Source organism: Stenotrophomonas sp. CFBP 13724, assembly GCF_014841975.1.
Classification (GTDB): domain Bacteria; phylum Pseudomonadota; class Gammaproteobacteria; order Xanthomonadales; family Xanthomonadaceae; genus Stenotrophomonas; species Stenotrophomonas lacuserhaii.
Window position 1 is genome coordinate 384787 of sequence record NZ_JACYUW010000001.1, and the last position, 11316, is coordinate 396102.

15 protein-coding genes are annotated in these 11316 nt (G+C 67.2%); 3 read left to right on the forward strand and 12 right to left on the reverse strand.

The window, feature by feature from the left end:
• Positions 1 to 7: 7 nt before the first annotated feature.
• The 7 genes from raiA to IFT63_RS01675 form a co-directional block, all read right to left on the reverse strand.
• Positions 8 to 340, reverse strand: coding sequence for a ribosome-associated translation inhibitor RaiA (gene raiA / locus IFT63_RS01645; protein WP_042614640.1), 333 nt, complete (start codon positions 338 to 340; stop codon positions 8 to 10).
• Between the two features lie 54 nt (positions 341 to 394).
• A complete protein-coding gene (locus tag IFT63_RS01650) occupies positions 395 to 1840 on the reverse strand; it encodes an RNA polymerase factor sigma-54 (protein WP_192083060.1) in 1446 nt (481 codons plus the stop codon).
• Between the two features lie 40 nt (positions 1841 to 1880).
• A complete protein-coding gene (gene lptB / locus IFT63_RS01655; protein ID WP_042614642.1) occupies positions 1881 to 2600 on the reverse strand; it encodes an LPS export ABC transporter ATP-binding protein in 720 nt (239 codons plus the stop codon).
• Positions 2600 to 3109: a lipopolysaccharide transport periplasmic protein LptA gene (gene lptA, locus IFT63_RS01660; protein ID WP_042614643.1), complete on the reverse strand. Its 510-nt coding sequence runs from the start codon at positions 3107 to 3109 to the stop codon at positions 2600 to 2602. Before lptA ends, lptB begins: the two co-directional genes overlap by 1 nt.
• A gap of 68 nt (positions 3110 to 3177) precedes the next feature.
• Positions 3178 to 3738 carry an LPS export ABC transporter periplasmic protein LptC gene (lptC, locus tag IFT63_RS01665; protein ID WP_042614644.1) on the reverse strand — a complete coding sequence of 187 codons (561 nt, stop codon included), beginning with the start codon at positions 3736 to 3738 and terminating at the stop codon, positions 3178 to 3180.
• Positions 3735 to 4283 (reverse strand): HAD hydrolase family protein, encoded by a 549-nt coding sequence (locus IFT63_RS01670; protein WP_042614645.1) that lies wholly within the window; start codon positions 4281 to 4283, stop codon positions 3735 to 3737. The genes lptC and IFT63_RS01670 overlap by 4 nt, the downstream gene beginning before the upstream one ends.
• A gap of 61 nt (positions 4284 to 4344) precedes the next feature.
• Entirely contained in the window at positions 4345 to 5370 is a 1026-nt protein-coding gene (locus IFT63_RS01675) for a KpsF/GutQ family sugar-phosphate isomerase (protein ID WP_192083061.1), read from the reverse strand.
• Between the two features lie 53 nt (positions 5371 to 5423).
• Between IFT63_RS01675 and IFT63_RS01680 the strand changes: the two genes are divergently transcribed.
• From IFT63_RS01680 to IFT63_RS01690, 3 genes are read left to right on the forward strand one after another with little or no spacing between them, the layout of a single operon-like run.
• A complete protein-coding gene (locus IFT63_RS01680; protein WP_005408396.1) occupies positions 5424 to 5654 on the forward strand; it encodes a BolA family protein in 231 nt (76 codons plus the stop codon).
• A gap of 21 nt (positions 5655 to 5675) precedes the next feature.
• Complete coding sequence (gene murA / locus IFT63_RS01685; protein ID WP_042614647.1) at positions 5676 to 6947, forward strand: UDP-N-acetylglucosamine 1-carboxyvinyltransferase; 1272 nt, start codon at positions 5676 to 5678, stop codon at positions 6945 to 6947.
• Positions 6944 to 7243 (forward strand): hypothetical protein, encoded by a 300-nt coding sequence (locus tag IFT63_RS01690; protein ID WP_042614648.1) that lies wholly within the window; start codon positions 6944 to 6946, stop codon positions 7241 to 7243. Before murA ends, IFT63_RS01690 begins: the two co-directional genes overlap by 4 nt.
• Positions 7244 to 7385: 142 nt before the next feature.
• Here the strand turns inward: IFT63_RS01690 and IFT63_RS01695 are convergent, their stop codons facing one another.
• The 5 genes from IFT63_RS01695 to purM form a co-directional block, all read right to left on the reverse strand.
• Entirely contained in the window at positions 7386 to 8069 is a 684-nt protein-coding gene (locus tag IFT63_RS01695) for a DUF3108 domain-containing protein (protein WP_042614649.1), read from the reverse strand.
• A 2-nt stretch (positions 8070 to 8071) separates the two neighbouring features.
• Positions 8072 to 8869 carry a DUF3108 domain-containing protein gene (locus IFT63_RS01700; protein WP_042614661.1) on the reverse strand — a complete coding sequence of 266 codons (798 nt, stop codon included), beginning with the start codon at positions 8867 to 8869 and terminating at the stop codon, positions 8072 to 8074.
• 66 nt (positions 8870 to 8935) lie between these two features.
• Positions 8936 to 9598 (reverse strand): phosphoribosylglycinamide formyltransferase, encoded by a 663-nt coding sequence (gene purN / locus IFT63_RS01705; protein WP_042614650.1) that lies wholly within the window; start codon positions 9596 to 9598, stop codon positions 8936 to 8938.
• Positions 9595 to 10032 carry a hypothetical protein gene (locus IFT63_RS01710; RefSeq protein ID WP_152620682.1) on the reverse strand — a complete coding sequence of 146 codons (438 nt, stop codon included), beginning with the start codon at positions 10030 to 10032 and terminating at the stop codon, positions 9595 to 9597. Before IFT63_RS01710 ends, purN begins: the two co-directional genes overlap by 4 nt.
• Before the next feature lie 137 nt (positions 10033 to 10169).
• Positions 10170 to 11231 carry a phosphoribosylformylglycinamidine cyclo-ligase gene (gene purM, locus IFT63_RS01715; RefSeq protein WP_342450406.1) on the reverse strand — a complete coding sequence of 354 codons (1062 nt, stop codon included), beginning with the start codon at positions 11229 to 11231 and terminating at the stop codon, positions 10170 to 10172.
• Between the last annotated feature and the right edge of the window lie 85 nt (positions 11232 to 11316).

The following is an 11316-nucleotide window of genomic DNA, read 5'->3' on the forward strand; positions in this document are numbered from 1 at the left end:
GAAGTCATCAGACTTCATTGTCGCTCAACGGCAGGGGGACGTGCTGCTGTTTCTTCTGCTGCTTCTTTTCCTTCTCCGAAGTCAGCAGCCGGTCGACCTTGTCGGCCAGGATGTCGATCGCCGCGTACATGGTCTGGCCACTGGCCTCGGCATGCAGGGTCTGGCCGGGGATGTTCACGGTGGCATCGACGTGGTGTTCGTTCTTCTGCAGCTTCAGCGTGACCCGAGTTTCGCAGTGTTCGCCGACGAAGTGCTTACCGGGCCGGGCGAGCTTGTCCGCCACGTACTTTTCCAGGGCCGGGGTGACTTCGACGTCTTTGCCAAACGTTTCAATGCGCATCGGGTTTCTCCTTTTGGATTTGCCAATGAACCTCTCCGCCGGGCGCGGTGTGCGTCAGGCGATCCGGACTCTTTCGTGCGAGGCGGAAATGTTCATGGCTTCACGATACTTCGCCACGGTCCGGCGCGCTACCGGTATGCCCGATGTCTTGAGCAGGTCAGCCAGCTTGGCGTCAGAAAGCGGCTTGCGCGGATTTTCGTCGTCGATCAGCCGGCGGATCATCGACTGGATGGCGGTGCTGGAGGCTTCGCCGCCGCCTTCGGTGTCGATGCCCGAGGCGAAGAAGGCGCGCAGCGGGATGGTGCCGCGCGGGGTGCGCACGTGCTTGCGGGCGATGGCGCGCGACACCGTGGACTCGTGCAGGCCCAGCTCGCCGGCAATCTCACGCAGGGTCAGCGGACGCAGCGCCTGCGCGCCGAACTCCAGGAACCCAGCCTGCTGCTGCAGCAGGCTGTTCACCACCCGCAGCAGGGTTTCACCGCGTGCTTCCAGGCCTTTCAACAGCCAGCGCGCTTCCTGCAGCTGGGTCTTCAGGTAGCCCGCATCGGCTTCGCCGCAGCGGCGGATCATGCTTTCGTAGCCGCGGTGGATGATCACCTTCGGCCCGGCGTGGCCAGCCAGCGCGGCCCGCCAGACGCCGGCCTGGCGCCAGATCACCACATCCGGTACCACGTAGGTGTCCTGGCTGACCGGGGCGATCTGGGTGCCGGGGCGAGGGTCCAGCGAGCGCAGCAGGGCCACGGCCGCTTCCACGTCGGCGACCGGGTGCTTGAGTTCCTGGGCGATGCCGGCCACGCCACTGCGTGGCAGCCGCTCCAGCGGGCCTTCGGTGATCTGCCGGGCCAGCGCCAGCGCCGGGGTGTCGGCCGGAAGCACGTCCAGCTGCAGGCGCAGGCATTCACCCAGATCGCGTGCGCCCACGCCGACCGGGTCGAAGCGCTGGATCTGGTGCAGCACGGTCAGGATTTCATCGTCGCCGGCGTGGATGGCCGGCAGCAGTGTTTCGGCAATGCCGGAGAGGGGCTCGCGCAGGTAGCCGTCGTCTTCGATCGCATCGATCAACGCGGCGCCGATGTTGCGGTCACGCGATGACAGATGCGACAGATGCAGTTGCCACAGCAGGTGGTCGGCCAGGGTCTCGGTCTCGGCGACGCGCTCGGCGGCGCTGCCCAGGTCGTCATCGTCGAAGGAGCCGCCGCTGCCGGCACCGCCACTCCGGTCCACTTCGGCCGGGGCCCAGTCATCATCGCCGGCGCTGGTGCCGGCCGGCGCGTCGCTGTCGCGCACCTGCTGGTCGGGGGAGGGCTGTTCGGTGGGCTGGTCGCTGCCGGGCACCGGTTCGGCGTTCTCCGCCCAGTCCAGCAGGGGATTGGTTTCCACCGCCTCGGCGATTTCCACGTCCAGTTCGGTGGTGGACATCTGCAGCAGCCGGATGGCCTGGCGCAGCTGTGGCGTCATGACCAGGTGCTGCCCCAGCGATGTCTGCAACCGCGTCTTCATGCCACCGCCCAACGTAAAAGGAAGGGTCCGGCGGCCGCCTTCACAGCTTGAAGGAATCTCCCAGGTAGACACGACGGACGTCTGCGTTTTCCAGCAGGTCCGCAGGCGCGCCCTGGGCCAGCACCGTACCTTCAGCGAGGATATACGCCCGGTCGCAGATTCCCAAGGTTTCGCGCACGTTGTGGTCGGTGATCAACACGCCGATGCCGCGCTGCTTGAGGTGGGTGACGATGCGCTGGATCTCGCCGACCGAGATCGGATCGACGCCGGCGAACGGTTCGTCGAGCAGGATCAGGCGCGGCCGTGCAGCCAGCGCACGGGCGATTTCGCAGCGGCGACGCTCGCCACCGGACAGGCTGGCGCCCTGCTGTTCGGCGACATGGCCCAGCTGCAGTTCGTCCAGCAGGCCGGCCAGTTCGCGCTCGCGGCCGGCACGGTCCAGATCATCACGCAGTTCCAGCACCAGCCGGATGTTGTCGGCCACGGTGAGCTTGCGGAACACCGACGGTTCCTGCGGCAGGTAGCCCACGCCCTGCTTGGCGCGGGTGTACATCGGGTCGCTGGTGATGTCCTTGCCGTCCAGCACGATGCTGCCGGCATCGGCGGCCACCAGGCCGACGATCATGTAGAAACAGGTGGTCTTGCCGGCACCGTTCGGGCCCAGCAGGCCGACCACTTCACCGGCCTCCAGGGTCAGGCCGAAGTCCTTGACCACTTCGCGCTGCTTGTAACTTTTGCGCAGGCCCTTGGCGATGAGCATTACTTGCTGCTCCCGGCGGCCGGCGCCTTGTTCTTGGGCTGGATGACGGTGCGCACGCGGCTGCCGTCGCCACCACTGTTCATTTCACCGCTGCGGGTGTTGTAGACCATGCGCTGGCCTGCGTTGGTACCGCGCGCGCTGGTGACCTTGTAATTGCCGGTCAGGGTGATGATCTCGCTGGTGATGTCGTAGTCGATGCGGTCGGCGGTGGCATCCATCCAGGTGCCATCGTCCATCTGCTGGCGCATGGTGGCCTGCTTGCCGGTGAAGATCGCCCGCACCGCTTCGCCGCCCTTGATCTGGATCTCGGCATTGGCTGCACGCAGGTCCAGCGAACCCTGGGTGATGACCACGCCGCCGGACATCAGCGTCTTGCCGTCACCGGTGAGGGTGCCGGTCTGCGCGCCGGCATCGATGTTCATCGGTTCGTTGCGGTCGGTGGATTTCGCGCTGGCCAGCAGCGGCAACATCAGGCTGAGCGCACAAAGGGCTGCAAGGTGGATTTTCATCGTGTCCGTTTCTGCCGGAGGGTGGCCTGGTCACGCCAGGCGGAAAAGGGAAGCAGCATGCCGCAGGGTCATCGCCGGGGCAGGTAGCGGCCCTTGGACTGGCTGAGGAAATGATACGTGTTGTTCTCGGAATCCAGCTCGAACCCGACGCCGCTCTGTTCCATGCCCGGGCGGGTCATGGTCACCAGCGCATCGGTACGGGCCCGGTTTTCCTTGGGGAAAACATTCAGATGGGTGGTTCGGAACGTGGTCGGCGGGGTGTTGCCCACGGTCGGGCTGTCACCGGCGACGTTGCCGCGCAGGCGCATTTCATCTCCCTTGGCACTGACCCAGCCGGTTTCCGAACGCATCGTCCAGTGGTTGCCGTCCTGCCCGGGCATCTCAAACACCGGGGTGGCGATGGTGAGGGTCTGGTCGGCACGCAGGCGCTCCAGCCGCGGCGCGCGCAACGTGGTCGATTCCTTGCCTTCATCGTCCAGCATGACAATCTGGAAGTCGTGCAGCACGTAGTCCACGCTGCCATCGTCGACGATGGCCTGCGGCCCCTTGTCGCGGTTACGCAGCAGCGACCAGCCGCTGAGGATTGCCACAACCAGCAGGGTCGCGCCAATGGCGGTGCGCCAGTTCATGCGCCGAACCCTGCAAGCACGGCGTCGACGCGGCCCTGCGCGGCCAGCAGGACGTCGCAAAGCTCGCGCGCGGCACCGCGGCCACCCTCGGCGCGGGTCTGCCAGTGCACGCGTTCGGCGATCCACGGATGCGCGTTGGCCGGGGCCACGGCCAATCCCACATGGCACAGCGGGCCCAGGTCGGGCAGGTCATCGCCCATGAACGCCACCTGGTCCAGGGTGATGCCGTGCTGCACGCACAGGGCCTGCACGCTGGCCAGCTTGTCGCCGACCGCGATCTGGGTGTCGATGCCCAGGTCCGCGCCGCGCTTCAACGCCGACTGGCTGTTGCGCGCGGTGATGAGCACGGGGTGGATGCCGTGCTTCTGCAGCAGTTTCAATCCCAGGCCGTCCTGCACGAAATATGCCTTGCTCTCGTTGCCTTCACGGTCGTAGTAAAGCTGACCATCGGTGAGCGTGCCGTCCACATCGAAACACGCCAGGCGGATGCGCGCGGCTGCGGCATGCAGGTGGGCAGGGAAGGCAGGCAGGGGGGACCAGGGCATTGGGTTGCAGGTATCCGGGTTGTCGTGCGGTAAGGGATGAATGGGGGCGGGGTGGGTTCGGTTAAACCACCCGCGCCCGCAACAGGTCATGAATGTTCAGCGCGCCGACCGCACGGCCGGCCTCATCCACCACCACCAGGCCATTGATTTTATGGGTTTCCATCAGCCGTGCGGCCTCCACGGCGAGCTGGTCGGCGCCGATCGTGCGGGGGCTGCGGGTCATCACCTCGGCGATCTTCGCGCTGCGAACGTCCAGTTCGCTGTCCAGCGCCCGGCGCAGGTCACCATCGGTGAACAGCCCGATCAGCACTCCCTCGGCGTCGACCACGGCGGTCATGCCGAGGCGCTTGCGGCTCATCTCCACCAGGGCCTCGCTGAGGCTGGCGCCGGCATCCACGCGCGGCAGGTCATCGCCGCTGTGCATGACATCGGTGATGTGCAGCAGCAGGCGGCGGCCGAGGCTGCCGGCCGGGTGCGAGCGGGCGAAGTCGTCGGCGGTGAAGCCGCGTGCATCCAGCAACGCCACCGCCAGCGCATCGCCCATCGCCAGCGAGGCGGTGGTGCTGGAGGTCGGCGCCAGCGCCAGCGGGCAGGCTTCGGCGGGCACGCTGACATCCAGGTGGACATCGGCGGCGCGGGCCAGGCTGGACTGCGGCTTGCCGGTCATGGAAATCAGCAGGTTGCCCTGGCGCTTGAGCACCGGCAGCAGCATCAGCAGCTCGTCGGACTCACCGGAGTAGGACAGCGCCAGCACCACGTCGGCTTCGGTGATCATGCCCAGGTCACCGTGGCCGGCCTCGCCCGGGTGCACGTAGAACGCCGGGGTGCCGGTGGAGGCCAGGGTCGCGGCGATCTTGCGCGCGATGTGCCCGGACTTGCCCATCCCGGTGGCCACCACCCGCCCGCGGCTGGACAGGATGTGCTGGCAGGCCTGCTGGAACGCTTCGCCCAGCCCGGCAGCGACCGCGTCCAGGGCTTCGCGTTCAATCTGGAACACGCGCTTGCCGCTGGCCACCAGCGCGGCCGGGTCGGCGGAAAGGCGGGCCGGGAGGCCGGCAGCAGGGAAGGGCAAGGTGGGATCAGCCATGCGAGCGCCACGCAGCAGAGTAGAATGTGCGGACATTTTATTAGGAAAGCCCGTTGGACGCCGACACCATCCGCAATCTGATCGAAACCGGCCTGCCGGGCGCCCGCGCCGACGTGCAGGGCGACGATGGCGTGCACTTCGAAGCGACCGTGGTCTGCGAGGCCTTCGCCGGCAAGATGCCGCTGGCCCGCCACCGCATGGTGTATGCCACCCTCGGCGATCTGATGGGCGGCGCTATCCATGCGCTGGCGCTGAAGACCGTGACCCCGGCCGAAGCCGGCTGAACCTGGAAAAGACCCTGATACATGGCCAAGATCGTTGTGACCGGCGGCAATGCGCTGCACGGTGAAGTAAGCATCTCCGGCGCCAAGAACGCCGTCCTGCCCATCCTGTGCGCGACCCTGCTGGCCGATGCGCCGGTGGAAATCACCAACGTGCCGCACCTGCACGACGTGGTCACCACGGTGAAGCTGCTGGGCGAACTGGGTGCCAAGGTGACAATCGACCAGGGCACGCTGTCGCGCGGCAGCGCGATCGTGGTCGACCCGCGTCCGGTCAACCAGCACGTTGCGCCCTACGAACTGGTGCGCACCATGCGCGCGTCCATCCTGGTGCTGGGCCCGCTGCTGGCCCGCTTCGGCGAAGCCGAAGTGTCGCTGCCCGGCGGCTGCGCGATCGGTTCGCGCCCGGTGGACCAGCACATCAAGGGCCTGCAGGCGCTGGGTGCCGAGATCGTCGTGGAGAACGGCTTCATCAAGGCCAGCGCCAAGCGCCTGAAGGGCGGTCACTTCACCTTCGACATGGTAAGCGTGACCGGCACCGAGAACGTGCTGATGGCCGCCGTGCTGGCTGAGGGCACCACCGTGCTGGACAACTGCGCGATGGAACCGGAAGTCACCGACCTGGCGCATTGCCTGATCGCGCTGGGTGCGAAGATCGAAGGCCTGGGCACCGCCCGGCTGGTGATCGAAGGCGTGCCGCGGCTCGGCGGCGGCCGTCATGAAGTGCTGCCGGACCGCATCGAAACCGGCACCTTCCTGGTCGCTGCGGCGATGACCGGTGGCAGCGTCACGGTGAACCGTGCGCGCCCGGACACCATGGAAGCGGTGCTGTCCAAGCTGATCGAGGCCGGTGCGAGCATCAGCACCACCGCAGACACCATCACCCTGGACATGCACGGCAAGCGGCCGAAGGCGGTCAACCTGACCACCGCGCCGTACCCGGCGTTCCCGACAGACATGCAGGCGCAGTTCATGGCGCTCAACTGCGTGGCTGATGGCGTGGGCGTGATCAACGAAACGATCTTCGAGAACCGTTTCATGCACGTCAACGAACTGCTGCGCGTGGGCGCGGACATCCAGGTGGAAGGCCACACGGCCATCGTGCGCGGTGCCGAACGCCTGAGCGGCGCGCCGGTGATGGCGACCGACCTGCGTGCGTCGGCGTCGCTGATCCTGGCTGGCCTGATGGCCGATGGCGATACCACCATCGACCGCATCTACCACCTCGACCGCGGCTACGAGAACATCGAAGAGAAGCTGTCCGCGCTCGGTGCCACCATCAGGCGCGTGCAATGATCCTGCGCGGCAAGTTCACCCGCCGCCGCAAGGCGCTGCTGGCGCTGGTGCTGCTGATGCTGGCCTACCTGGGTTATGCCTGGTTCGCCGACATCGCCATCACCAAGGGCGTGGAGCAGAAGGACATGGACTGGAACGGCGATGGCACGGTCACCCGTGACGAGATCATCCAGGCCTTCCACGCGGTGGGCGCGACCGATACCAAGGATGGCAACCGCGAGTGCCGCACCTTCGTGTGGCGCAGCACCGGCGAGCAGATCCGCGTGGACTGCCGCACCGTGTTCCAGGCCGAATAAGGTAGTGACGGCCGCTGGCCGTCAGCGCGCATCGGGTAGTGACGGCCGCTGGCCGTCAGCGCGGTGAAGGACGGCCAGCGGCCGTCCCTACCGATGCGTCAGCCACTTGGCAGGACGGCCAGCGGCCGTCCCTACCGTTACCTCAGTTCAGACCCTTGATGGTCAGGTCCAGCGCGTCCTTGCCGCTTTCGCGCTGCAGCAGGCGCGCCGGCACCGGGAACTCCGGCACGATCCAGGCGATCAGTTCCTTGTTGCCATCCACGCGCGACACCTTGGTCGCTTCGTAGCTCTTGCCGGCCACCGTCACCGCTTCCTTGCCGACCACGCGGTAGCTCATCGGCTTGATGCGGCCTTCGTCCACCATGCGGTAGTTCAGCGGCCTGCCGGCGGCCAGGTCGCGCGCGATCGCCAGGTTGATCAGCAGCGCATCCATGTCGCCGGCTTTCAGCGCCACCGGTCCCGCACGGTCCGGCTTGATGTCGCCGGTCCAGGTGGCCTGGTTGCTGGTCCAGTTGTAGTTGGCCTGCACGTTGCGCTTCTTGACCAGCAGAACGGAGCTGTCCTGGCTGCTCAGCGGACGCAGGCGGCCGTTGGCTTCCTCGAACACGGTGCTCTGGCTCAGGTCGGCCAGCTGGTTTTTCACCTTCAGGCTGTAACGCCATTTGCCGGTGCCTTCGCTGGCCAGGGTCATCGTGCCGTTGGCCTGCATGCCCATGTAGCTGGCGAGGTAATCGGCCTTGAACGGCTGCAGTGCCATCGCTGGCAGGCTGGCTACCGACAGGGCGGCAGCGGCGATCCAGGTCAGCGGGCGTTGGAACGTTGTCATGCTCAGACTCCTTGGTATTCGATGAGGCGCAGGTCGATGTAGTCCTGGCCATCTTTGCGTTGCAGGATACGCACCGGCGTTGGTACGCCGTTGGCGATCCACAGGATGGTTTCGTCGTTGCCACCATTTGTGCGCGCCACGCGCAGCGCGTCGTAGGACAGCTCGCCCACCTGCACGCTTTCGGTGGCGCTGGCGGACTGGTAATCGTGCTGGCGCACGCGGCCCACGTCGACATACCGGTAATGCATCGCGCTGCCGGGACGGGCGTCGCGCATGATCGCCAGGTTCAACAGCAGCGCACTCTGGTCACCGGCCTGCAGCGGAATCGGCTGCGTGCGTTCTTTCTTCAGATCGCCGGTCCAGCGTGCGGTACCGGCCTGCCAGTCATAGGTGCCGGTAACTTTCTTGCCGAGGAACAGGCCCTTGCGCACGGTGCTCTGGCTCAACGGCACGTACTGGCCGCCATGGTTCTCGAACACGGTGCTCTGTTCCAGGTTCAGGCCCAGCACGCTGGCGAAGCCGCGGCGGCCGACCACCTGCATGTCCACCCGCCACTGCGTGCCACCGGCATGGGTGACGCGCATGGTGGCGTCGCCTGCTTCCTTACCCTTGTAAAAGGCCTGGTAGGTGGCGGTGAACGGTTCCAGGGCGGGCGGTTCCCAGGCCAGCGCGGGCAGCGCGGGCACGGCCGGCGCGGCGGGTGCGGGCTCCGGGGCCTGCTGCGCAGCCGAAGGCAGCGCCGCCAGGCAGAACAGGGCGGACAGCAACAGCGCGGGACGGAGCAGCGTCGTGTTCTTCATACCAGCCAGCAACATGAGAGAAGGGAAGCATGCCAGCGCTTGGGTCAGCAGCGCGTGTTCAGCAACTCAGGCAGGTTGCAGCATGCGCGCCGAATCTAGGACCAGCGGGCTGAAAAGGGGGTGACCGTCGAGCTGGAGCTGAGCGTTCTGTTCAGTTACGCGGCCGCTGGCCAGCAGCTGCAGGCTTGCGATCAGCAGCGGATGCTCCACGGCCAGTACCCGCGCGGCCAGCGTTTCCGGCGAATCACCGGGGAGTACGTCAACGCGCGCCTGCGCCAGCACGGTGCCGGCATCCAGCTCGGGCACCACGAAGTGGACGCTGGCCCCGTGCTGCGTATCGCCGGCTTCCAGCGCCCGCGCATGCGTGTGCAGGCCCTTGTACAGGGGCAGCAGGGAAGGGTGGATGTTGACCAGCTTGCCATCGAAGCGGGCCACGAACGCCTCGCCCAGGATGCGCATGTAGCCGGCGCAGACGATCCAGTCGGGCGCGCTGGCGGCGATCGCGTCGCCCAGCGCGGCCTCGTAGGCGGCACGGTCGGCAAAGTCGCGCGGCGCTGCTGCCCAGCGCTGCGCAGCCGGTACGCGCTGTAGGGCCTGCGCCTCGCGGCGGTCGGAAAACACCCCCACCACCTCGGCCTGCAATTCTCCCTGCGCGATGGCATCCAGGATCGCCTGCAGGTTGCTGCCGCGCCCGGAGGCAAGCACCGCGATGCGTGTGCTTGCGGTCATGCCGTGACCTTGCGCGCGCCGTCCGGGAAGCTGGCGACGACTTCCGGGCGCAGCAGCGCCCACAGCGCGTAGACGGTCAGCGCGATGCCCAGGGCACCGGTCAGGCAGGCCAGCCCCGCCACGACCAGGCACAGCCGGTGCTGGCGACGCGCGCCCAGGCAGCGGGCGGCCTGCAGGCTCAATCCGCCCAGCACGACGTACACCCCCGAAGCGATGCCCATCACGATGAACAGCAGCCACGGGGCGGCGTCAGGACCACTGCCGGGCGGCTCGCTGACATAGCCGGCCAAGGTGACCAGCAGCAGGAAAGCGGCGAGGAGGAGTTCGAACCCCCCCAGCACATAGAACAGGATCTTCAGCGTGTGCAGGTGCGAATCGACCTGCATCGAGGTCCAACCGCGCGGGGCGTGCAGGGGGGGAGGCGTGGCGGACATGGAGGTCTCGTTGATGGCCTTGCAGGCGCCGGGTAACACCCGGCATCGGTAGCGCCGAGCCATGCTCGGCGGAATGTCTGGACGCTCCCGCTGCGCTCGCCGAGCATGGCTCGGCGCTACCGGCGCGGATCCGGGGATCAGCCGATGTGGACGCGCTCGGCACCTTCCGCGGCCGGCACGACCTTGCCGATGGTCCAGTGCTGCAGGCCCTGCGCGCCGGCAGCCTCGGCCACGGCGGCGCCCTGCTCGGCGGCGACGATCAGCACGAAGCCGATGCCGCAGTTGAAGGTGCGCCACATTTCGGTATCGGCCACCGCGCCTTCGCGCTGCAGCCACTGGAACACCGGCGGCAGGGTCCAGCTGCGGGCGTCGATGTCCAGGCCCAGGCCGTCGGGCACCACGCGGATGATGTTTTCCGTCAGGCCACCGCCGGTGACGTGGGCCATGCCGTGGATCGCCTCGCCGTGGGTCTTGAGCAGGGCCAGGATCGGCTTCACGTACAGGCGGGTCGGCGCCATCAGCGCATCGACCAGCTTCACGCCGTCGTCCAGCAGCAGATCGGCCGGCTGCCCAGCGCGGTCGTAGATGCGGCGCACCAGCGAATAGCCGTTCGAATGCGGGCCGGAGGAGGCGATGCCGATCAGCACGTCGCCTTCGGCAACGCTGGCGCCATCCTTCAGTTCGCTTTTTTCCACGCCGGCCACGGTGAAGCCGGCCAGGTCGTACTCCCCCGGGGCATACATGTCGGGCATTTCAGCGGTCTCACCGCCGATCAGCGCGCAGCCGGCCTCGGTGCAGCCGTTGGCGATGCCGCCCACGACCGCCGCGGCGGTGTCGATGTCCAGCTTGCCGGTGGCGAAATAATCCAGGAAGAACAGCGGCTCGGCGCCCTGGACCAGCACGTCGTTCACGCACATGGCGACCAGGTCGATGCCGATGGTGTCGTGGCGGCCCAGCTGCTGGGCCAGTTTCAGCTTGGTGCCGACGCCGTCGGTACCGGACACCAGCACCGGCTCGCGGTACTTGTTGGACAGGTCGAACAGGGCACCGAAGCCGCCCAGTCCGCCCATTACCTCAGGGCGGAAGCTGCGCTTGACCAGCGGCTTGATGCGCTCGACCAGTTCGTTGCCGGCATCGATGTCGACACCCGCGTCACGGTAGGTGAGGGGCGTAGGGGCGGAGGACGGGCTGTTGGTCACGGGCGTCGGCGCTGGCAAGGGTGAGACGGCGATTTTAACAGGCCACGTTGGCGCAAAGACCCTATTCGGGCAACAATCTCCCCGG

What these genes read in the sequence shown, in the direction of transcription:
- raiA (WP_042614640.1), bottom strand. Translation starts at nt 340, where the DNA reads ATGCGCATTGAAACGTTTGGCAAAGACGTCGAAGTCACCCCGGCCCTG.
- IFT63_RS01650 (WP_192083060.1), bottom strand. Translation starts at nt 1,840, where the DNA reads ATGAAGACGCGGTTGCAGACATCGCTGGGGCAGCACCTGGTCATGACG.
- lptB (WP_042614642.1), bottom strand. Translation starts at nt 2,600, where the DNA reads ATGCTCATCGCCAAGGGCCTGCGCAAAAGTTACAAGCAGCGCGAAGTG.
- lptA (WP_042614643.1), bottom strand. Translation starts at nt 3,109, where the DNA reads ATGAAAATCCACCTTGCAGCCCTTTGTGCGCTCAGCCTGATGTTGCCG.
- lptC (WP_042614644.1), bottom strand. Translation starts at nt 3,738, where the DNA reads ATGAACTGGCGCACCGCCATTGGCGCGACCCTGCTGGTTGTGGCAATC.
- IFT63_RS01670 (WP_042614645.1), bottom strand. Translation starts at nt 4,283, where the DNA reads ATGCCCTGGTCCCCCCTGCCTGCCTTCCCTGCCCACCTGCATGCCGCA.
- IFT63_RS01675 (WP_192083061.1), bottom strand. Translation starts at nt 5,370, where the DNA reads ATGGCTGATCCCACCTTGCCCTTCCCTGCTGCCGGCCTCCCGGCCCGC.
- murA (WP_042614647.1), top strand. Translation starts at nt 5,676, where the DNA reads ATGGCCAAGATCGTTGTGACCGGCGGCAATGCGCTGCACGGTGAAGTA.
- IFT63_RS01690 (WP_042614648.1), top strand. Translation starts at nt 6,944, where the DNA reads ATGATCCTGCGCGGCAAGTTCACCCGCCGCCGCAAGGCGCTGCTGGCG.
- IFT63_RS01695 (WP_042614649.1), bottom strand. Translation starts at nt 8,069, where the DNA reads ATGACAACGTTCCAACGCCCGCTGACCTGGATCGCCGCTGCCGCCCTG.
- IFT63_RS01700 (WP_042614661.1), bottom strand. Translation starts at nt 8,869, where the DNA reads ATGAAGAACACGACGCTGCTCCGTCCCGCGCTGTTGCTGTCCGCCCTG.
- purN (WP_042614650.1), bottom strand. Translation starts at nt 9,598, where the DNA reads ATGACCGCAAGCACACGCATCGCGGTGCTTGCCTCCGGGCGCGGCAGC.
- IFT63_RS01710 (WP_152620682.1), bottom strand. Translation starts at nt 10,032, where the DNA reads ATGTCCGCCACGCCTCCCCCCCTGCACGCCCCGCGCGGTTGGACCTCG.